The sequence below is a fragment of the Actinocrinis sp. genome (assembly GCF_035653575.1).
GTDB lineage: Bacteria > Actinomycetota > Actinomycetes > Streptomycetales > Catenulisporaceae > Actinocrinis.
The window spans coordinates 11785-32199 of the sequence record NZ_DASRBQ010000165.1; the positions used below are offsets into that span (position 1 = coordinate 11785).

17 protein-coding genes are annotated in these 20415 nt (G+C 70.5%); 12 read left to right on the top strand and 5 right to left on the bottom strand.

Annotation, left to right across the window (positions count from 1 at the left end):
• The first annotated feature begins 36 nt into the window (after window positions 1-36).
• On the top strand, window positions 37-1140 hold the full coding sequence (locus tag VFA06_RS22345; protein ID WP_324842634.1) for an NDP-sugar synthase: 1104 nt from the start codon (window positions 37-39) through the stop codon (window positions 1138-1140).
• Entirely contained in the window at window positions 1130-2125 is a 996-nt protein-coding gene (locus VFA06_RS22350) for a DNA-3-methyladenine glycosylase 2 family protein (protein WP_324842635.1), read from the top strand. The genes VFA06_RS22345 and VFA06_RS22350 overlap by 11 nt, the downstream gene beginning before the upstream one ends.
• Before the next feature lie 77 nt (window positions 2126-2202).
• Here the strand turns inward: VFA06_RS22350 and VFA06_RS22355 are convergent, their stop codons facing one another.
• From VFA06_RS22355 to VFA06_RS22365, 3 genes are all read right to left on the bottom strand, one after another.
• On the bottom strand, window positions 2203-3546 hold the full coding sequence (locus VFA06_RS22355; RefSeq protein ID WP_324842636.1) for a coenzyme F420-0:L-glutamate ligase: 1344 nt from the start codon (window positions 3544-3546) through the stop codon (window positions 2203-2205).
• Complete coding sequence (gene cofD, locus VFA06_RS22360; protein WP_349260299.1) at window positions 3543-4502, bottom strand: 2-phospho-L-lactate transferase; 960 nt, start codon at window positions 4500-4502, stop codon at window positions 3543-3545. The genes VFA06_RS22355 and cofD overlap by 4 nt, the downstream gene beginning before the upstream one ends.
• A 103-nt stretch (window positions 4503-4605) precedes the next feature.
• On the bottom strand, window positions 4606-5040 hold the full coding sequence (locus VFA06_RS22365; protein ID WP_324842638.1) for a hypothetical protein: 435 nt from the start codon (window positions 5038-5040) through the stop codon (window positions 4606-4608).
• 645 nt (window positions 5041-5685) lie between these two features.
• On the opposite strand from VFA06_RS22365, the gene VFA06_RS22370 reads away from it, so the two are divergent.
• The 3 genes from VFA06_RS22370 (at window position 5686) to VFA06_RS22380 (ending at window position 12041) form a co-directional block, all read left to right on the top strand.
• The gene (locus VFA06_RS22370; protein WP_324842639.1) at window positions 5686-5943 is read left to right on the top strand and encodes a WhiB family transcriptional regulator; all 258 of its coding nucleotides are present in this window, start codon (window positions 5686-5688) and stop codon (window positions 5941-5943) included.
• 324 nt (window positions 5944-6267) lie between these two features.
• Window positions 6268-10392: a glycosyltransferase gene (locus VFA06_RS22375; RefSeq protein WP_324842640.1), complete on the top strand. Its 4125-nt coding sequence runs from the start codon at window positions 6268-6270 to the stop codon at window positions 10390-10392.
• Between the two features lie 2 nt (window positions 10393-10394).
• Window positions 10395-12041: a DUF5719 family protein gene (locus VFA06_RS22380; RefSeq protein WP_324842641.1), complete on the top strand. Its 1647-nt coding sequence runs from the start codon at window positions 10395-10397 to the stop codon at window positions 12039-12041.
• A gap of 6 nt (window positions 12042-12047) precedes the next feature.
• On the opposite strand, the gene VFA06_RS22385 is transcribed toward VFA06_RS22380, so the two are convergent.
• A complete protein-coding gene (locus tag VFA06_RS22385) occupies window positions 12048-12491 on the bottom strand; it encodes a metallopeptidase family protein (protein WP_324842642.1) in 444 nt (147 codons plus the stop codon).
• Between the two features lie 197 nt (window positions 12492-12688).
• On the opposite strand from VFA06_RS22385, the gene VFA06_RS22390 reads away from it, so the two are divergent.
• From VFA06_RS22390 to ahcY, 6 genes are all read left to right on the top strand, one after another.
• Window positions 12689-13072: a DUF3499 domain-containing protein gene (locus VFA06_RS22390; protein ID WP_324842643.1), complete on the top strand. Its 384-nt coding sequence runs from the start codon at window positions 12689-12691 to the stop codon at window positions 13070-13072.
• 162 nt (window positions 13073-13234) lie between these two features.
• Complete coding sequence (locus tag VFA06_RS22395; RefSeq protein WP_324842644.1) at window positions 13235-14620, top strand: phosphomannomutase/phosphoglucomutase; 1386 nt, start codon at window positions 13235-13237, stop codon at window positions 14618-14620.
• A gap of 46 nt (window positions 14621-14666) precedes the next feature.
• Complete coding sequence (locus VFA06_RS22400; protein ID WP_324842645.1) at window positions 14667-14849, top strand: Trm112 family protein; 183 nt, start codon at window positions 14667-14669, stop codon at window positions 14847-14849.
• 38 nt (window positions 14850-14887) lie between these two features.
• Window positions 14888-16012 (top strand): SIS domain-containing protein, encoded by a 1125-nt coding sequence (locus tag VFA06_RS22405; RefSeq protein ID WP_324842646.1) that lies wholly within the window; start codon window positions 14888-14890, stop codon window positions 16010-16012.
• A 124-nt stretch (window positions 16013-16136) separates the two neighbouring features.
• Window positions 16137-16436: a WXG100 family type VII secretion target gene (locus tag VFA06_RS22410; protein ID WP_324842647.1), complete on the top strand. Its 300-nt coding sequence runs from the start codon at window positions 16137-16139 to the stop codon at window positions 16434-16436.
• 74 nt (window positions 16437-16510) lie between these two features.
• Window positions 16511-17950, top strand: a complete 1440-nt coding sequence (ahcY, locus tag VFA06_RS22415; RefSeq protein WP_324842648.1) for an adenosylhomocysteinase — start codon at window positions 16511-16513, stop codon at window positions 17948-17950.
• Between the two features lie 28 nt (window positions 17951-17978).
• Here the strand turns inward: ahcY and VFA06_RS22420 are convergent, their stop codons facing one another.
• Window positions 17979-18836 carry an RDD family protein gene (locus tag VFA06_RS22420; RefSeq protein WP_324842649.1) on the bottom strand — a complete coding sequence of 286 codons (858 nt, stop codon included), beginning with the start codon at window positions 18834-18836 and terminating at the stop codon, window positions 17979-17981.
• 146 nt (window positions 18837-18982) lie between these two features.
• Here VFA06_RS22420 and VFA06_RS22425 point away from each other — a divergent pair, with 146 nt between their 5' ends.
• On the top strand, window positions 18983-19987 hold the full coding sequence (locus tag VFA06_RS22425) for a stage II sporulation protein M (protein WP_324842650.1): 1005 nt from the start codon (window positions 18983-18985) through the stop codon (window positions 19985-19987).
• Window positions 19988-20415 lie beyond the last annotated feature (428 nt).

The following is a 20415-nucleotide window of genomic DNA, read 5'->3' on the forward strand; positions in this document are numbered from 1 at the left end:
ACGAGACCGAACGCGATCGGATAGGAGTGCAGGACCGTGGTTGAAGCGATCCTCCTGGTGGGAGGGAAGGGGACCCGGCTGCGGCCGCTGACGGTCAACACCCCCAAGCCGATGCTCGAGGTCGCCGGGGTGCCGTTCCTGAGCCATCAGCTCGCCCGGGCCAAGGCGGCGGGGGTGGACCGGATCGTGTTCGCCACCGCGTACCGGCCGGACGTGTTCGAAGAGTACTTCGGGGACGGCTCCGCGTTCGGGCTCGAACTCGACTACGTCACCGAGACCGAGCCGATGGGCACCGGCGGCGCGATCCGCAACGTGGCCGACCGGCTGCGCACCGCGCCGGACGAACCGGTGCTGATCTTCAACGGCGACATCCTCTCCGGGGTCGACCTGGTCGCGCTCGTCGAGGCGCATCGCGCCCGGCAGGCCGACGTGACACTGCACCTGACCTGCGTCGCCCGGGAGAAACTGAGCGCGTTCGGCCTGGTGCCGACCGACGCCGACGGCTGGGTCACCGCGTTCCGGGAGAAGCCGCAGCGCGCCGAGGACATCGTCACCGACCAGATCAACGCCGGCTGCTACGTCTTCCGCCGCTCGATCATCGACGGCATCCCCGCCGACCGCCCCGTCTCGGTGGAACGCGAGACCTTCCCCGGCCTACTCGAAGCGGGCGCGAACCTGCTCGGCGTGGTCGAGCAGTCCTACTGGCGGGACCTGGGCACGCCCGAGGCGTTCGTGCACGGCTCGGCCGACCTCGTGCTCGGGGCGATCGAGTCCGCGGCGATCCCGGCCACCACGCGCGCCGACCTGGCCGACGCGCTGGTGCTGCCGGGGGCCGACCTCGACATCGACGTGAAGGTCGGCGGCGGCAGCACCGTCGGAGCGCGGGCTCGCATCGCCTCCGGCGCGGAGGTCACCGGTTCGGTCATCGGCGAGGGCGCGCACATCGAGGCCGGGGCCGTGGTGCGCGACTCGATCGTGGGGCGCGGAGCCTCGGTCGGCGCGGGCACGGTGCTCGACGGGGTCGTCATCGGCGACGGCGCGCGGGTCGGCGCTCGCAACGAGCTGCGCGGCGGCGCACGAGTCTGGTGCGATGTGGTCCTTGGCGACGGAGCAGTACGCTTCTCCGCCGATGAGTCCTGAGACAGACGAGGAAAGCAGACGCTCGCTCGCGGTCCCGCAGCCACGGCAGGAGGCGCAGGATCCGCGAGCGATGCCGGACGCCATCACCACCGTGCTCTGCGACGTCGATCTCCCGCTCTCCCTCGGTGTGCTGCGCCGGGGGCCGGGGGATCCGACGTACCGCATGGCACCTGACGGAGCGATCTGGCGTGCCTGCCTGACACCGCACGGCCCAGGCTCTGTCCGCGTCCGCCGCAATGGCGAGCACGTGGAGATCGCGGCCTGGGGCGAGGGGGCGCGCTGGCTGGTGGATCGAGGTCCCGCGATGATCGGCGCGGACGACCAGCTCGGTGAGTTCGCGAACCTGGTCGCCGGGCATCCGCTGCTCGCGGAGGCCCATCGGCGGCTGCGTCGGCTGCGGCTTGTCCGAACCGGCCTGGTCGTGCAGTCGCTGATCCCGGCGATCCTGGAGCAGCGGGTGACGACCAAGGAGGCTTTCCGCGCCTGGCGCCGCATCGTCGAGCGGCACGGTTCGCCCGCTCCCGGCCCGGCACCGCAGGAACTCCGCGTCCCGCCGCCACCGGAGGTGTGGGCACGTATCCCATCGTGGGAGTGGCACAGGCACGGTGTCGACGGACAACGATCGTCGACGATCATGCGCGCGGTACGCGTCGCGAACGGACTGGAACGCACCGGCACGATGAGCGGCGAGGAAGCGGTACGACGCCTGTGCACGATTCCCGGCATTGGCATCTGGACCGCCGCCGAGACAACGCAACGCTCGCACGGGCACGCTGACGCACTGTCAGTCGGTGACCTACATCTGTCCAAGCACATCGGATACGCGCTGACCGGCGAACGCGACGCCGACGACGCGCGCATGATCGAACTGCTTGAACCCTTCCGCCCGCATCGCTATCGGGCGGCGCGCCTGATCCTGCTCACCGGGCCAGGCCAGCCGCGCCACACCCCGCGTGCCCGCATCCAGGACCATCGCTGGCATTGAGCCGGCGCGGCTGCCTCAACCGCCGATCAGGCGGCGTTATCTGACCACCAGGCGGCGTATCTGACGACGAGGCAGCGTTATCTGACGACGAGAAAGGCATCCGGCGAGCGCGGGGGCCGGTCGCGCGGCGGCTCCGCCGGGTGCCCGACTGCCACCGCCCCCATCGGATCCCAGCTCTCCGGCAGGTCCAGCACCGAGCGCACGACCTCGCGGCAGAACATCGTCGAGGACACCCAGGCCGAGCCCAGCCCCTCCGCCGCCAGTGCGATCAGCAGATTCTCGACGCCGGCCCCGGTAGCGACCAGGAACATCTCCCGCTCGGCCGCATTGCGCCGCGCATCCGGATACGTGTGCGAACCCGTCATCTCCAGGCAGGGGACCACCAGCACCGGCGCGCCACGCAGCACGTCGCCACGCCGCACCCGCCGCGCGATCGACTGCTCGCTGAAGCCGTCGCCGCGCAAGTCCTGCACCCACGCCGCGAGCATCGCGTCGAGCAGCGCCTTGCGCGCCCCCTCGGAACGCACCTCGACGAAACGCCACGGCGTCGTGTGATGCGGCGCCGGCGCGGTGATCGCAGCGGCGACCGCACGCCGGATCGCTTCGGGTGACACGTCGGCGTCGGTGAACCCCCGGATCGTCCGGCGATTCGCTACCGCGGACGCTCGCGCTTCCGCCGTGCCGAGGGAGAACAAGTCCTCCTCCGCGGGACGCAACAACACCCGCGCGCCGGGGCCGGGCTCCTCGCCGACCAGGTGCCCGAAACCGCGCACCACCGCGACCGGTACCCCGCCGAGCTTGCCCTTTACCAGCTCACCAGCCGAGGCCAGCTCATCGGCGAGCGCGGTAACTGTTACCGCCAGCGGATTGCCGTGGCTGTCCTGACGGCCTCTCAGGTCTTCGACCGGCGCGACGTAGGCCGCGCCGATCGCCTGATCCACGAGCCCGTTGCGCCACACCCGCCCGAAGGTGTCCGAGACGATAACGCCCACGGACACGCCGAGCCGCGTACGCACGCCGTCGGCGATCTCACGCGCCGAGCGGTCAGGATCCTCCGGTAGGAGCAGAACCGTGCCCTTGGCCGTGTTCGACGCATCGACGCCCGCGGCGGCCATCACCAGCCCTTGCCGGTTCTCGACAATCCGCAGCGGCCCGCGCCGCGCGACGACGCGCACGGTCTCCGCGTCGATCGCGGCCTCGCGATCGGCCGCCGCGACGACGCGCCCCTCCGCCTTCGAGACGATCTTCGAGGTCACGACGAGAATGTCGCCGTCCGCGAGGGCGGTGCCTTCATCGGGCGCTGCCCCGCTCGCCGCCGCCGCGGCCGCGATCAAGCTGGCCAGGTCCGAGCCGGGCTCGATCTCCGGCAGTCCGGCGAGCCCGAATACCGAGTAGCTGCTCGGCGTCTGACGTTCCGTCATGAGCGCAGCTCCGCCGCCAGGTCGAGCGCGGCCCGCGCCATGGCCGCCGTCGCGTCGACATCCCGCATCAACAGCGGCACCGCGCGGCAGCGGATCCCGGCCGCCTCGATCCGCTCCGCCTGCTTCGCGTCGCTCTCGTCGATCAGCCAGCCGTCCAGCAGCTGCGCGCCGTAGTACTCGGCGACCGCCGCCGCGCTCGTTTCCTCGACGCCCACCGCCGCGAGCACCTTGTCCGCCATCCCACGCACCGGGGCCGATCCGATGATCGGAGAAAGCCCCACCACCGGAGCGTTGCCCGCGATCAGCGCCTCGCGTATGCCCGGTACCGCGAGCACCGCCCCGATCGACACCACCGGGTTCGAGGGTGGGAACACCACCACGTCCGCCTGCACGATCGCCTCCAGCACTCCGGGCGCCGGCTGCGCATTCTCCGCGCCCACGAACACGATCGACTCGGCGTCCGGAGCGTGCATGCGCACCCAGTACTCCTGGAAGTGCACGGCCCGCCGCTTACCCTCCTCGTCGCGCAGCACCACATGCGTCTCGGCGCGATCATCCGTCGCAGGCAACAGCCGCACACCGGGCTTCCAGCGCGCGCACAGCGCCTCAGTTACCGCGGAAAGCGGATATCCGGCGTCGAGCATCTGCGTGCGCACCAGGTGTGTCGCGATGTCGCGGTCGCCGAGGGTGAACCAGTCCGGCCCGACCCCGTACTCGGCCAGCTCGTCCGCGACCGAGAACGTCTCACCGGAGCGTCCCCAGCCCTGGCCCTCGTGGATCCCGCCGCCCAGGGTGTACATCACCGTGTCAAGGTCCGGGCATACGCGCAGTCCGTGCAGCGTGATGTCGTCCCCGACATTCCCGATCACGGTGACGTCCGCATCCGGGGCCGCCGCCAGCAGCCCGCGCAGGAAGCGCGCGCCACCGACCCCGCCGGCCACGGCTGTGATCCTGATACCTGTGCTAGTCACGCCTGTGCTTGTCACAGAAGGGAGCCTATCCGGACCGGCCCTCGCGCACGTCGCGCGTGATCCGCGTCAAGACCCGCCGGTGTGAGCCCTAAACGAGCACCTCCACGGCCAGCGCGCCCTCCCCGGTGAGATCGGCGAGCGTCAACGCGTGACCGGCGGGCACCAGCCGTACCGCGCCCGGCCGCAGCGGCGCACGCTGCGAGCCGTGCTGTGCGAGCGCGCCGCGCACTAGGCTCACCGCCCGCTCACCGCTCGACGGCTCCAGGTGCAGAACACCGCCCTCATCGACGGAGTGGATGATCCCCCGCGCGCCCAGTGGCAGCGGGTCGACGTGGTCGCCGAGCTCCATGGCCACGAGGCTCGCGAACGTCAGCGCGGCCTTGGTCAGCGTCGCGGCCGTCGGCAGCACGGGCCGGCTCGGCGCGCGCAGCAGCAGCTCGGGGTGAATCGGCGCGTGGCCGAGCACCGCCGCGACGTCCGGCGGGATCTGCGCGGCCGAGGGCTGAAGGACCGTGAGAGGCATGGCGGGCGAGTCCTGTCCTGTGTGCTGTCTTCGCTAGGGCCACCGATCGCGACAGGCGCGGCAGCCCGGCTCCGTGATCACGGAAGGGGAGACCCGGGCGCAAAGGGGCCGGGCTCGGCGAGTGCTGACTGCGGACGGCCCGGGATGAACCGGGGCGAAAAAGGGTCAGCTACAGCAACAGCGACAACAACAGAGCGCGCCGCCGACGCGGTGCGACTCGGCGGAGAATCCGACCGAAATCGCCCGCTTGGCGAAAATACCGGCGCGCGCTGACATGATGCGGAAAGGCTACCTCACATCGACGGGGTGTTGGGAACCGCGCTCGCTAAGTTCGAAGTGAAGCTATTCACCCGCTCGTGTGATTACCACTGCCCGAAAGGGCGGAGTCTGTCTGACGGCGGAACGGATCCGCAGCTCCGGGCCGTCGAAGGGGGTGCACGTCGCATGGGTCGCGGTACTGCTTGAAGGCATCGTCGAACACTGCTCTCTACGAGTGAATCAACCCGCCGCTAGCAGATCGCGGCTTGACGGGCCGGGAATGACGCGCGTGTAATTTCAAGCAGGTCGCCCAGGGTTCCTGACGCCGAGTCAGTGATCTCAAGTCGATCGCGAGCGTGCCGGGAACAAGAGACGGGAGACGTACCGATGGACGAGGTCTTCCCGCTGCTCGGTGGCTTCGATGAGGAGCTGACCTGGCAGGAGCGGGCGCTGTGCGCGCAGACCGATCCCGAGTCCTTCTTCCCGGAGAAGGGCGGCTCGACCCGCGAGGCCAAGCGGGTCTGCCTGGTCTGCGAGGTCAAGGCCGAATGCCTCGAGTACGCCCTCGCCCACGACGAACGCTTCGGCATCTGGGGCGGTCTGTCCGAGCGCGAGCGCCGCAAGCTCAAGCGCAAGAGCGCCTGAACCCGGACCGCGCCGATCAAATCAACGCCTGACGGCGATCCCGCTTGACGCAGCGACCCGCGTAACAACCGTGCGGCCCTAAGTCAGCGAGGCGTTCCCGGCGAGGACCGGGACCTGAGATCCCGACGTCGTGGATTTCCTTACGCCGCCCTAAAAACGGACAAAGCCGGACAAGTTCTCGGCAACCTCCCCGGCTCTCTTCCGCGTCGCGTAGGGTGGGTCAACCGTGCCGCTGCCCGCGCGCCGTCTGATCGACCCGCGCGGCGGTAAGGCACGGCCCCAGCAACAGAGCCCCTGCCGTCGAGATCCGGGTCGTCGTTTCGCATGACACAGTACGCACCACCCGCGCGTCCCTCGGCTCACGGACCTGATCCGCGAGCCGCCGATCCGCGCGCGGCGGGCGCCAATCCGCTCGAGGCCCTGCGCCACCACGTCGTCACCGCCGTGCTCGTCAGCCACGACGGCGCGCGCTGGCTAGGCCCCGTCCTCGACGCGCTGCTGAACCAGCGTCGCCCGGTCCAGCGGATCATCGCGGTGGACACCGGCTCCCGGGACAACTCCGTCGACCTGCTCGAAGCCGCCCTCGGCGCCGACCAGGTGCTCGAACGCAAGCGCTCCACCGGCTACGGCGCGGCGGTCGCCTTCGGCCTGAAGTCCTCGCCCCCGGTCGGCTACGACGAGTTCGGCTACGACAGCCCGCACCCGCCGGTCGAGTGGATCTGGCTGCTGCACGACGACTCGGCCCCCGCGCCCGACGCCCTCGGCCAGCTGCTGCTGACCGCCGAGGACGAGCCGGACGCCGCCGTGCTCGGCCCCAAGATCCGCGGCTGGTACGACAAGAAGCAGCTGCTCGAGGTCGGCGCCACCGTCGCCGCCAACGGCCGCCGCTGGACCGGTCTGGAACGCAACGAGCACGACCAGGGCCAGCACGACGAGACCCGCCCGGTCCTCTCGGTCAGCTCCGCCGGCATGCTGGTCAAGCGCGAAGTCTGGGACCGGCTGCGCGGCTTCGACCGCGGCATCTCGATCTTCCGCGACGACCTCGACTTCTGCTGGCGGGTCAACGCCGCCGGATACAAGGTCGTGGTCGCCCCCGACGCGGTCATGCACCACGCCGAGGCCGCCGCCCGCGAGCGCCGCAAGATCAGCGCCGGCCCCAACCGCCCGCACCTGCTCGACCGCAGCCACGCGCTCTACACCGTCGCGGTCAACCGGGAGAGCAGGTTCTGGCCCGCGCTCTGGCTGCGGCTGATCGTCGGCTCCTTCTTCCGCGCCCTTGGCTTCGTGATCGCCAAGCAGCCCGGCACCGCCTCGGACGAACTGCTCGCGCTGCTCACCTTCGCCGCCCGGCCCGACCGGATCCTGCGCGGCCGCGCCGTTCGGCGCAAGCTGCGCGCACCAGGCGGCGAGGACATCGAGCAGTTCTTCCCGCCGCGCGGTGCGCTGGCCCGCAACGCCTTCGACAACATCTGGACCCAGCTGCGCGGCGAGCGCGCCGATTCCGCCCAGGACAGCTCCCGGCACCGCTCGGTGGAGACCGGCCCGGTCTCCGAGGAGGCCGAGGCGCTGGAGACCGACTCGACCGCGCTGATCAAGCGGCTGCTGCGCAACCCGATCATCGCCGTCGGCGGCGGCCTGACCCTGGTCGCGCTGATCGCCGCGCGCGCCATCCTGGTCGGCGGCACCCTGGCCGGCGGCGCGCTGCTGCCGACCCCGGCCGGCGCGTCCGACCTGTGGTCCGCGTACCTGTCGGGCTGGCACGGCGTCGGCCTCGGCACCACCGCCTACTCGCCGCCCTATCTCGGCCTGCTGGCGGTCCTCGCGACGCTGCTGTTCGGCAAGGCCTCGTGGGCCGTCGCGGTGCTGCTCATCGGCTCGGTTCCGCTCGCCGGTCTGAGCGCCTCCTACGCCTTCCGCCGGATAACGTCCTCGGCTCCGCTGCGGATCTGGGCCGGTTACGCCTACGCACTGCTGGCCGTGGCCACCGGCGCGATCGCCACCGGACGACTGGGCACCGCGGTGGCCGTCGCGGTCCTGCCGCTGGTGGTCACCACGGCGACCCAGGCGATCGGCGGTCCCGGCCGCAGCGGCTCGACCCGCTCCGCCTGGACCTGCGCCTTCCTGCTGACCATCGCCACCGCGTTCGCGCCGGTCACCTGGGTGCTCGCGCTGGTATTCGGCGTGCTGGCGACGCTCACGGTCGCCTGGCGCACCCGCTCCAACATCGCGATGACCATCATCCGGATGGGCATCGTGCTCGGCACGCCGCTGGTCGTCCTCGTGCCGTGGTCGCTCTCCCTGCTGCGGCACCCCAGCTCCTTCTTCCTGGAGATCGGGCTGCCGGGGGTGAACCTGGAGCGCCCGGCCCCGACCCCGCTCGGCCTGCTGCTGGGCAACCCGGGCGGCCCCGGGACGTACCCGTCCTGGTTCGGCGTCGGCCTGCTGCTGGCCGCGCTCGCCGCCCTGCTGCGCGGCACCCGGCGGCGCGTCGTGATCTCCGCGTGGGCGCTGGCCCTCGTCGGCTTCGGCTCCGCGGTGGTCATCGCGGGCCTCACTGTCACTCCGCCCGGCGCGAACCAGAGCGTCATCCCGTGGCCGGGCGTGTCCACCGCGATGCTCGGCCTCGGGCTGATCACCGCGACCGTGGTCGGCGCTGAGGGGGCGAAGGAACGCATCGCCTCCGCCGCGTTCGGCTGGCGCCAGCCGCTCACCGTGCTGGTCACCAGCGCCGCCGTGCTCGCCCCCGCCGCCGCCGGAAGCTGGTGGCTGCTGCGCGGCGCGGACAACCCGGTGGCGCGGGTCTCGGCCCAGATCCTGCCGCCTTACGTGGCGGCGGAAGGGCAGACGGCCGCGCGTCCGCGCACCCTGATGCTCACTGGCGGCTCGTCAGGCGCAGTGGGCTACAGCATCGTGCGCGACGGCGGTCCGACCCTCGGCGCTGCTGACATTCGCATGTCCGCCACCCAGACGAGCAAGCTGGACGCCGTCGTCGGCCAGCTGCTCTCGGGTAACGGCGGCGACGCTGCGCAGCAGCTTGCTGCGATGGACGTCGGCTACATCATGGTCGGCTCCAACGCCCCGGCGTCCGTCACCCAGGCGTTGAGCGGCGTCGCCGGTCTCACGCAGCGTTCGACGTCTCAGGGCGGCGGCAAGGCGTACGGTCTGTGGTCGGTTAACGGCAACATCGGCCGCGTCATGCTCCAGGACCAGAACGGCAACGCGCTCCCGGTGGCGTATCAGTGCAGCAACACCCCGCCGGTGAAGCCCGGCAGTGCGATGGTGTGCGCACAGGACACCGGAGCGACCGTCACCGTGCCGTCCGGGTCTTCCGGGCGGATGCTCGTGCTCGCGGAGGACGCGCTGCCCGGCTGGACGGCGTCCATGGGCGGCCAGCAGCTGGACGCGGCAACGCCGATCGACGGCGGCCTGCAGACGTGGCGGGTGCCCGCAAACGGCGGCACGATCACCATCGGCTACCACTCGATGAAGCACACGGTCTGGCTCATCGTGGGTGGCTTCACGGCGATCGCGGCGACCATCATGGCCCTGCCCTTCGGCCGCCGACCCGACGAGGAGATCGAAGGCGAGGAGGCCGCCGAGCTCGACGCCGCCTCCCGGCCCGCCGATCCGCTTGAGCCCGAACCCGAGCCCGAGCCTGAGCCCGCAGCGGCACGGCGTGAGGAGCCCGAGCCCTACCAAGAGCCTGTGCCCTACCAAGAGCCTTCGCCCTACCGGGAGCCCGAGCCGTATCGCGAGCCGGAACCGTACCGGGAACCGGAGCCCTATCGGGAGCCCGAGCCTTACCAGGACCCGGTCCGCGTGCCGGCCGGCCAGTACCAGGCGGACGAATACCAGAAGGCCGAGTACGAAGACGGTCGCTATCAGGACGCGGGTTACCAGGAAGCCGGTTACCAAGAAACCGGATACCAGGAAGCCGAGTACCAAAGCGGCCAGTACCGCACCGGCGAGTACCAGGCATCCAGCTACGGCTCCGGCGAGTACCCCGTCGGCGGTGAGACCTCGTACGAGCAGTACCCGATGAACAACGCGGATCCGTACGCCGAGGAGCCCTACACCTATCCGCAGCAGGGTTCGTACGAGCAGCCCTACCAGCAAGAGGGCTACGAGTACGACAGCGGCCAATACGCCCAAGGCCAGTACACGCAGGGCCACTACGGCCAAGGCGAGTACGACAGCGGCCAGTACCAGCAAGCCCAGTACGGCCAGGCCCAATACGGTCAGGCAGAGTACGAGCAAGCCCCGTACGAACAAGGCGCGTATGGCCAATACGGCGACCAGTACGCCGATCCCGCGCCCTACCAGTACGGCGTGCCCGAGCCGCGGCAGGCGGACGAGCCGGCGCAACACCAAGGAGCCCAGCAGCAGTACGGGCACGAGTACGACCCCGACGGCTACGGCCGCGGCGAGCAGGACGGATGGACCCGGTAAGCATGAGCGACGAGAACCCGACCCGGGAGCCCCGTCCCGCCGCCGAGCGCCCCGCCCAGGGCCGCGCGTCGGCCGCACGTGACGCACTCGGCAAGGCGCACCTCGCCCGGCCCAATCTCAACCGGGCCGCCCTCGGCCGTGCCGCACAGGCGGGCGCAGGCACCGGCCGCCGTCTCCAGGTCGCGATCGCGGTCTTCGTGGCCCTCGGCGTCGGCGTCGGCTATGCGTACGCTGCTTCACCCGCGGCTGGCAAGGCACCAACCGTCGCCGCGGCGAAGTCGACTCCGGTGCGTACCGCGACGCTCGCGTGCCCTGACGTCATCGGAACCAACGACGCGACCGTCAACGCGATCACACCGGCCAACGCGGCAGGCGGCCTTACCCCAGCGAGCGGCGACAAAGCCACGGTCACCGCCCTCGGCGGTAAGGCACCGATCGCCACCCTTACCAAAACCGGCACGCTCTCAGTGAACACCGGCCTATCCGGCAACCCGCCGAACCTCAATCAGCCTTCGACCCCTGTCATCGGGCAGGCAACAGGCGGATACGCCCCCGGCTTCACCCTCAGCGACACGCTCTCCAACGGCACTACGACGAGCACCCACGGCATCGCGTCGACCCCGTGCACGGCCCCGGACACTGACTTCTGGTACCTCGGCGCCGATCCGGGCCCCGCCACCGGAAAGGGCAGCGCGCAGGTCAACCTGTTCAACACCGACCAGATCGCCGCGCAGGTCAACGTGACCGCGTTCACCCCGACCGGACCGATCAATCCCGCCACCACGCAGCTCGGCCAGGGCCTGCTGGTGCCGCCGGGCAACCAGCTCGACCCGGTCGACCTCGGCGAGTTCAGCAGCTCCGGTGACCCGGTCGCGGTCCACGTCGTCGCCACCGCCGGCCGGGTCGTCGGCGCGTTGCTGGACTCCGACGGCGCGGGCGGCCGCGACTTCATCCAGGCGCAGAAGCCGGCCGCGCACCTGCTGCTGCCCGGCGTCCCGGCCCCGAGCGCCAAGCCGGCTTCGGCGATGAAGCTCCAGCTCATCCTGTTCTCGCCGAACACCGACACCGACGTCTCGCTGCACTGGATCGGCGGCTCCAGGATCGTGCCGACCACCCAGCCGCCGCACCTGACCGCCGGGCAGGTCAAGACCGTGGACATCTCCACCGTCCCGGCCGCGGGCGAGGCCGGCGCGCTGCAGGTCGACAGCACGAACAACGTGCCCATCCTCGCCGAGATCAAGGTCACCGCCGAGGGCGGGTCCGACACCGCCTACGTCAGCCCGGTCTCCGCGCTGTCCGGCGAGGGCGTGGTCGCGGACAACAACTCCGGCTCGGTCATCCAGCTGACCAACAACAGCGCCCAGAGCGCACAGGTCGTCGTCACCGTCGAGAGCGCCACCGGAGCGCCCACGCCGCAGACCGTGACCGTCCCGGGCATGACCACCAAGGCGGTCACCGTCCAGGCACCCAAGGGCGCCACGTCGTTCGCGGTGTCAGTCGTCCCACAGGGCGGCGCGGCCTCGATCTACGCCGCGCGGGTGATGCAAGGCGGCGGCATGCTCACCATCCAGCCGATCGCGACCGCTCTGGAAACCGTGCTGATCCCGCCCGTGCACAGCGACCTGTCCGGCACCGTCCCGCAGTCCTGACCAGGGCTACTCCGGGTCGATGATCTCGGGGTCGAGCCCCAGCAGGTCCGCGACCTGCTCCACCACGATGTCGTGCACGAGCAGGCCGAGCTCGGCACGCACCGGGGCGCGCACCTCGAGCGGCCGCCGGTAGACCACGATCCGGGCCGGCTCGCCGCGCCCTGCCTGAACCACCCGGCCCAGCGGCACCGGCTCGTCCGACCACAGCTCGGCCCCTGGCGGCGGCACCTCCTCGACCGCGAACTCCACCCCGGACAGCTGCGGCCAGCGGCGCTCAAGCCGCTCCACCGCGTCAAGCACCAGCTCGTCGAACTGCTCGGCCCTGGTCAGGCTGAGCGGGATCTCCGGCGGGGCCAGCGGACCGCGCAGGCCGCGCCCGCGCCGATCCCTGCCCCGGCGACGACCTGGCCTCGACGGCCGGCCCGAACGCGGCTCCGCGGAACTTTGCACGGAATCGAGCGTATCCCGCGCGCCGGGCGCAGTGGCAGATGCCGGTCGCCCGAACTTGACCGCCGCTCGACCGCGGTCTGGACCACGGCCTGGCCGGCGACCGGCCAACGGTGCCGCAAGGTCCGTGAACAGCCCAGGCGGATCCGGATTGCGTGGCGTCTGGCAGCGCTGGGCGCCACAGCAATACACTCCCGCATGTGAGCCCTGTCCGTCGCTGTTCGCGCACCGCCTGTGGTCGCCAAGCCGTGGCGACGTTGACGTACGTTTACGCGGACTCAACCGCAGTCCTCGGACCCCTGGCCACCTACCCCGAACCGCACTGCTACGACCTGTGCTCCGAGCACTCCGAACGGCTGACCGCCCCGCGCGGCTGGCAGGTCGTGCGGCTCTCCCCGCCCGAGACCGGGCGGCGCACCCCCTCCAGCGACGACCTCGAGGCCCTGGCGCTCGCCGTCCGCGAAGCCGCCCGCGCACCCGCTGGCGCCGCCGACAGTGAACCGAGCCGTCCCACCGCCGTACCGCACGGCGACACCCCGCCCCGCCGCGGCCACCTGCGCGCCGTCACGGAAGCAGACGGCTGACTTAGAGCGATTGCTCTTCACGGCGCCCGCTCTTCATAGCACCCGCGCTTCACGGCGCCCGTTCCGCATCATCTCGGCACCTGCGAGCCACGCAGAGCCGGTAGGCTCGGCTCGACGACGCGCCGCGCGGCGCCCACCAGGATGGAACGGAGCCGATCTACCGTGACCGCCCCGCACCCGACCGCAGGCGACCTGACTCATCTGGTCAAGGCGTATGACGTCCGAGGGACCGTGCCCGACCAGCTCGACGAGCGCATCGCCGAGGCGGTCGGCGCCGCTTTCGTCCGAGTGACCGGAGCAACCGCGATCACCGTCGGCTGGGACATGCGCCCCTCCTCCCCGGACCTGTCCGGGGCCTTCTCCCGCGGCGCGGCGAGCCAGGGCGCGGACGTGGTCCAGATCGGCCTGGCCTCCACCGACCAGCTCTACTTCGCCTCCGGGTTCCTCAACCTGCCCGGCGCGATGTTCACCGCCAGCCACAACCCGGCCAAGTACAACGGCATCAAGATGTGCCGGGCCGGCGCCGCCCCCGTCGGCCAGGACACCGGCCTCGCCGAGATCCGCGACCTGGCCGCGCGCGAACTGGCCGAGCCAGGCAGCGTCTTCACCCCGGCCGACAAGCCCGGCACGATCACGCAGCGCGACCTGCTGCAGGCCTACGCCGACCACATCCGCACCCTCGTCGACCTGACCGGAAACCGCCGCCTCAAGGTCGTCGTGGACGCCGGCAACGGCATGGGCGGCCACACCGTGCCGACCGTCTTCGAGGGCCTGCCGCTCGACCTCGTCGCGATGTACTTCGAGCTGGACGGCTCCTTCCCCAACCACGAGGCCAACCCGCTGGACCCGAAGAACATCGTGGACCTGCAGAAGAAGGTCACCGAGGTGGGCGCGGACATCGGCCTGGCCTTCGACGGCGACGCGGACCGGTGCTTCGTGGTGGACGAGCGCGGCGAGCCGGTGCCGCCGTCCGCGGTCACCGCCCTGGTCGCGGTCCGCGAGCTGGCCAAGCACCCCGGCGCCACCATCATCCACAACCTGATCACCTCGCTGGCCGTGCCCGAGATCGTGCGCGAGCACGGCGGCACCCCGGTGCGCACCCGCGTCGGCCACTCCTTCATCAAGCAGGAGATGGCCGAAACCGGCGCGGTGTTCGGCGGCGAGCACTCCGCGCACTACTACTTCGCGGACTTCTGGAAGGCCGACACCGGCATGCTCGCCGCGATGCACGTGCTCGCCGCCCTCGGCGAGCAGGAACGGCCGCTGTCCGAACTGGTCGGCGAGTACTCCCGCTACGCGGCCTCCGGCGAGATCAACAGCGAGGTCAGCGACCAGGCCGGGCGCACCGCGGCGGTCCGCGCCGCCTACGAGGGCCAGCCCGGAGTCTCCATCGACGACCTCGACGGCATGACCGTGTCCGGCGAGGGCTGGTGGTTCAACCTGCGTCCGTCGAACACCGAGCCGCTGCTGCGGCTTAACGTGGAAGCGCGCACTCCCGCGCAGGTCGCCGAGATCCGCGACGCGGTCCTGGCGATCGTGCGCGGCTGACCGCGTAACGCACCGAAGCCTGACCGCCGATCCGAAGAGGAAAGCCATGCCGCCCCTGGTCGAGCCCTCCCTCCTGGAGATCCTCGCCTGCCCCAACTGTCACTCGCCGCTGCGTGAGGACACCGAGGCCGCAGAGCTGGTTTGCACCGACCAGTCCTGCGGCCTGGCCTACCCAGTGCGTGACCACATTCCGGTGCTGCTCATCGACGAGGCGCGCAAGATCGGCTGAAACGCCGATTCACCTCGACCGCCCGCCGAAAGGTGCCCATGGAGCTGCACGAGGAGCTGCTGTCCGACGCCGAGGCCGCGGAGAGCGCCGACCACGGCGGCACGCTGCGGCTGATCGCCGCCACCGGCGCGCGCATCCGCCGAGCCGCCGCCCTGCGCGAGTTCGACCCGCAGGCCGATCAGGCGCTGCGCGACCTGGCCGCCGACGGACGCCCGCGCGCCCTCATCGTGCTCGGCTACGGCACCGGCGCTACCGTCGCGCGCCTGCTCACCTCCGTCGCCGGGGCCGCAGCGACCGTCCCGATCGTCCCGGTACCCGGGCCCGGGTTGCCGGGCTGGGTCGGACCGCTCGACCTCGTCGTCGTCGCCTCCACCGCCGGCCGGGCCCCGGAGATCGCGGCCGCGCTCGCCGAGGCCGGTCGGCGGGGCTGCCGCGTCGTCGTCGCGGCGCCTCCCGCCTCAGCCATCGGCGGCCTGTGCAGGCAGGTGCGCGGCACGCTCATCGCCATGGCGGACGACGTGGTGCCGGTCTGGTCTCGGCTGTGGTCCGTCGCGGTGCCCAGCCTGATCGCGGCCGAGCTCGCCGGGGTCATCCCGCCGCAGCGCTACGACGCCGCCGCGTCGGCCGCGGACGAAGCCGCGATCCGCTGCCGGCCCAGCCAGGAACCCTTCGTCAACCCGGCCAAGGAGATCGCGCTGCGGCTGGCCGAGTCGGTGCCCGCGGTCTGGGCCTCCGGACAGGTCGCCGCCGTCGCCGCGGAACGGCTCGCCGATCAGGCCGCCCTGCGCGCCGGCATCCCGGTGATCCACGCCGCCTTGCCGGACCTCGGACGCGGCCAGCTCGGTCTCGTCGACGGACCCTTCGCCGCCGGAACCGAGGACCTGTTCCGCGACCCCTTCGAGGACGGCGCCGAGAAGAGCGCCGCGGTAGTCCTTTTCGCCGAAGACGGAGCCGACCCGCGGCTCGGTGTCGTAGAAGCCTTAGTCCGTGACCGCGGCATCGCGCTGAGCACGGTCATCGCCGAGCAGCCCGATCCGCTCGCCCGCGCCGCCTACCTGATCGCGGTCGCGGACTTCGCCGCGGCGTACCTCGCCCTGATCACCGGCATCGGCCCGGATCAGGGACACACCATCGAGGAATACCGTCTTCGCACCGCTCAATAGGCACCCCGCAGAGACGTAACAAGACGGCACAGAACGTCGGGGCATCGGTGTCAGACATCGTCGTCACGCGGTACCGTATTCTCCGACAGGGAGGGAACGGGCACGGCGTAACAGGGGTACTGAAGTGGTAGCCAGCGGGGAGATCTCTGTCGTCTTCGGCGATGTCGAAGACGCGGCAGCACAGGTTCGCAGCGTCAGTGCGAACATCGACACAATGCTGAATGATCTGCGCGCACTGCTGCGTCCGCTCATCGAGGAGTGGACCGGCGTGGCCGCCACCAACTACCAGTACCAGCAGCATGTGTGGGACCTGGCCGCTGAGGACCTGCACGGCGTGATGCTGCGTATTGCAGCAGCCCTGGAAAACTCGCACGGCACGTATGTCGACGCCGAATCGCAGCTGCGCAACCTGTGGGGAAGCTAGCACCTCTGGGCAATTGCAGTCCGCCGCGTCCCGGAACTCCTAGACTCTGGAGAGAACTCTAGGAGGAAGAACATATGGCGCACGCCGACTTCAAGGTCGCGGACCTGTCCCTGGCCGGCTTCGGTCGCAAGGAGATCCAGCTGGCCGAACACGAGATGCCGGGCCTGATGGCGGTGCGGCGCGAGTTCGCCGAGACCCAGCCCCTGCGCGGCGCCCGGATCACCGGTTCGCTGCACATGACGGTGCAGACGGCGGTCCTCATCGAGACCCTGGTCGCGCTCGGCGCCGAGGTGCGCTGGGCCTCCTGCAACATCTTCTCCACGCAGGACCACGCCGCCGCCGCGATCGCGGTCGGCCCCGACGGCACCGTGGACGACCCCAAGGGCGTGCCGGTCTACGCGTGGAAGGGCGAGACTCTCGAAGAGTACTGGTGGTGCACCGAGCAGGCGCTGACCTGGCCGGACGGCGAGACGCCGAACATGATCCTGGACGACGGCGGCGACGCAACGCTGCTGGTGCACAAGGGCGCCGAGTTCGAGGCCGCGGGCGCCGTGCCCGCACCGCAGGAGGGCGAGCCGGAGGAGTGGCACGTCATCCTGTCCGTGCTCAAGGCCTCGCTGGCCGCCGACGGCAAGAAGTGGACCCGCATCGCCGAGTCGATCAAGGGCGTCACCGAGGAGACGACCACCGGCGTGCACCGGCTCTACGAGATGTTCGCGGCCGGCACCCTGAAGTTCCCGGCGATCAACGTCAACGACTCGGTCACCAAGAGCAAGTTCGACAACAAGTACGGCTGCCGGCACTCCCTGGTCGACGGCATCAACCGGGCCACCGACGTGCTGATCGGCGGCAAGGTCGCGGTGGTCTTCGGCTACGGCGACGTCGGCAAGGGCTGCGCCGAGTCGCTGCGCGGCCAGGGCGCCCGGGTGATCGTCACCGAGATCGACCCGATCTGCGCGCTGCAGGCCGCGATGGACGGCTACCAGGTCACCACGATCGACGAGGTGGTCGGGACCGCCGACATCTTCATCACCTGCACCGGCAACCGGGACATCATCACCGCGGAGCACATGTCGCGGATGAAGCACCAGGCGATCGTCGGCAACATCGGGCACTTCGACAACGAGATCGACATGGCGGGCCTTGCCAAGATCCCGGGAATCGTGAAGACCGAGATCAAGCCGCAGGTGCACGAGTGGCGGTTCCCGGACGGCCACACGGTCATCGTGCTGTCCGAGGGCCGGCTGCTGAACCTGGGCAACGCGACCGGACACCCGTCCTTCGTGATGTCCAACTCGTTCGCCAACCAGGTGCTCGCCCAGATCGAGCTGTTCACCAAGCCCGAGCAGTACCCGATCGGCGTGTACACGCTGCCTAAGCAGCTCGACGAGAAGGTCGCGCGGCTGCACCTCGACGCGCTCGGCGTGAAGCTGACGACGCTGTCCGAGAAGCAGGCCGCTTACCTCGGCGTCCCGGTGGAGGGCCCGTACAAGGCGGACCACTACCGGTACTAAGCCGCTAGCGGCTTTTATCGAGATCGAGTCAGTGCTTTCGGCCCGGCTGCGCAGCCCACGCGGCCGGGCCGTTCGGCGCTACCGAGGCATATGCGGCCCCTGCTTCACGCCGGAACCGCTCGCCGGTGACCGCCACCAGGTACTGATAGGCGGGCAGACCGGCCGGCGGAGGCGGGGTCACATAAGCCGAATATTGCCGGGCTAGCTCGTTGGCCAGCTCCGCGGCGGCCTTCCGGTCCAGCTCGAAGACCCGCGAGACCAGTTGCCGGCCGGCGACGATCAGCCCGGTAGGCACGTCCCCGACGGACGCCCCGGACGCCCACGCTGCCACGACCGGCGCCGGTGGCACCGGCGGCGCGCCACGGCCGTACTCGGTGCGCTCCCGCACGACGAGCGTCCCGGCCAGCAGGTCACCGATGCGTTGCCCACGGCGCGAGGACACACAAGCGATCGCGCCGGGAAGCCCGACGAGGCATACCCAAAGACCGCTCAGGCCGCTGAGCGCGACCGTGCCGAGCAGCGGAAGATTCAAGTCGGCGAACAGGCCGGCCAGCGCCCGGGCCAGCGCGTGCCGGAACCGCTCGGGACCGCCGTCCACGCGCACGACCCGCAGGCCTACCGCTGCCTTGCCGAGTGACCGCCCCGTGGAGATCGTCTCGCACACCACGGGATAACCGATCGCGACGAGCACGATGATCACGATGGTCGCGGCCCGCTGCGAGTCGGAGTTGCCCGAACCGGAGTTGAGCGCGACCGTGGCGAACAGCAGGACCGCGAAGATTCCGCTCTGCACCAGGAAGTCGAGCAGCACGGCCATGAACCGGCTGGCCAGTCGCGCGGGCCGCAGCTCAAGCTCGACGCCCTCCGCGATCACCAGGTCGGACATGGTTCCCCCAAACGAGTGGCCCGCTGCAACGATTGCCGCGGGGGACCACGGTAGGGCAGAAGCCTGGCAGCGGGCCAGGCGCACCGGTACGGTGGGCGCGGGCAGACGGAAGCAGTCCGGAGGCAGGGGCGGGACGGGAACGGGCCATGGACATCGACGCGTTCGTGATCAGGCGGGCGCCGCACTGGAACCGGCTTGACCGCCTGGCCCGGCGCCGGAACCTCTCGGTCGCCGAGGTCGACGAACTGCTCGCGCTGCACCAGGCCACCGCGACGGACCTGTCCAAGGTGCGCAGCGCGCTGCCCGACACGGAGCTGGTCGGCCGGCTTTCGGCGACGCTCGCGCTGTCCCGCTCAGCGCTGACCGCGCCGCGCGCCGCGAGCTGGCGCTCCGTCACAAGCTTCTTCAGCACCAAGCTGCCCGCGGCGATCTACCGGTCCCGCTGGTGGTGGGGCACCACGGCGATCCTCGCGCTGCTCGCCTCGCTCGCGCTCGGCTGGTGGCTGGTGGCGCACCCCGACGTGCGCAACACGCTGCTGCCCTCGCCGCAGGTGCAGCAGCTCACGCAGCCCGGCGGCGACTTCGAGACGTACTACACCTCGGCGCCCGCGCAGGACTTCGCGGCGCAGGTCTGGACGAACAACTTCTTCCTGGCGCTGGAAACCGTGTTCTCGGGCGTTCTGCTGGGCATCCCGGTGCTGTTCATCCTGTGGCAGAACGTGGCCAACCTCGGCATCGACGGCGGATACATGGTGGCCGCGGGCCGGGGCGATGTGTTCTTCACACTGATTACTCCGCACGGGCTGCTCGAGATGACCTCGTTGTTCATCGCGGCGGGCGTCGGACTCAGGCTCGGCTGGACACTGGTTGACCCGGGACCGCGTACGCGCCTCGCGGCGCTGGAACACGAGGGCCGAACGGCAGCGGTGGTTGGCATCGGGATGGTGCTCACGCTGCTGTGTACCGGTGCGATCGAAGCGTTCGTCACGCCGTCGTCGCTGCCGGCCTGGGGACGTATCGGAATCGGCATCGCGGTGGAAGCACTGTTCCTGGTGTACGTATTCGTCGTGGGCAAGCGTGCGTACCGACGCGGCGAAGCCGGCGACGTTGACGCAGTAGACCGCCCGGACGAGCAGCCAGCCGTCGGCTGAGCGGAGAGCAGCGGCCGCGAGGCCGCGACGTGTGGCACAAGCAGGCCCCTGACCTGCGTCGAATGTGCTCGTTCCCGTTGCTGCGTAACCGATTGGCGTTGCGAGCCCCGATTGGTGCATACTTCTCTAGCCCTCCGGGGACTGCTTCAAACCTCAACGTCACTCCGACTCGGCAGAGCGGTTTGACGGGCCGGGGCGGGGTGGTTAGACTAGGAGGGTTGCTGCGAAAAGCCAGCAGCGAGTGAAGGCAAAAGTTACACCCTACGCCAACCTCGCCGGGCGGGCAAGAGCAGCGAAATAGACGTGATAGAGTCGCTCAGCGACGAAGATCAACGTCGAATCCGAAACACAACCCTGGAGAAGTCAGAAATGGCTTCTGCTGGTGTGTCTGTTTCTTGAGAACTCAACAGTGTGTCGACATTTTTGTC

Coding starts and splice junctions, on each gene's coding strand:
- VFA06_RS22350 (WP_324842635.1), top strand. CDS start 1,130: ATGAGTCCTGAGACAGACGAGGAAAGCAGACGCTCGCTCGCGGTCCCG.
- VFA06_RS22355 (WP_324842636.1), bottom strand. CDS start 3,546: ATGACGGAACGTCAGACGCCGAGCAGCTACTCGGTATTCGGGCTCGCC.
- VFA06_RS22365 (WP_324842638.1), bottom strand. CDS start 5,040: ATGCCTCTCACGGTCCTTCAGCCCTCGGCCGCGCAGATCCCGCCGGAC.
- VFA06_RS22370 (WP_324842639.1), top strand. CDS start 5,686: ATGGACGAGGTCTTCCCGCTGCTCGGTGGCTTCGATGAGGAGCTGACC.
- VFA06_RS22375 (WP_324842640.1), top strand. CDS start 6,268: ATGACACAGTACGCACCACCCGCGCGTCCCTCGGCTCACGGACCTGAT.
- VFA06_RS22380 (WP_324842641.1), top strand. CDS start 10,395: ATGAGCGACGAGAACCCGACCCGGGAGCCCCGTCCCGCCGCCGAGCGC.
- VFA06_RS22400 (WP_324842645.1), top strand. CDS start 14,667: ATGCCGCCCCTGGTCGAGCCCTCCCTCCTGGAGATCCTCGCCTGCCCC.
- VFA06_RS22405 (WP_324842646.1), top strand. CDS start 14,888: ATGGAGCTGCACGAGGAGCTGCTGTCCGACGCCGAGGCCGCGGAGAGC.
- ahcY (WP_324842648.1), top strand. CDS start 16,511: ATGGCGCACGCCGACTTCAAGGTCGCGGACCTGTCCCTGGCCGGCTTC.
- VFA06_RS22420 (WP_324842649.1), bottom strand. CDS start 18,836: ATGTCCGACCTGGTGATCGCGGAGGGCGTCGAGCTTGAGCTGCGGCCC.
- VFA06_RS22425 (WP_324842650.1), top strand. CDS start 18,983: ATGGACATCGACGCGTTCGTGATCAGGCGGGCGCCGCACTGGAACCGG.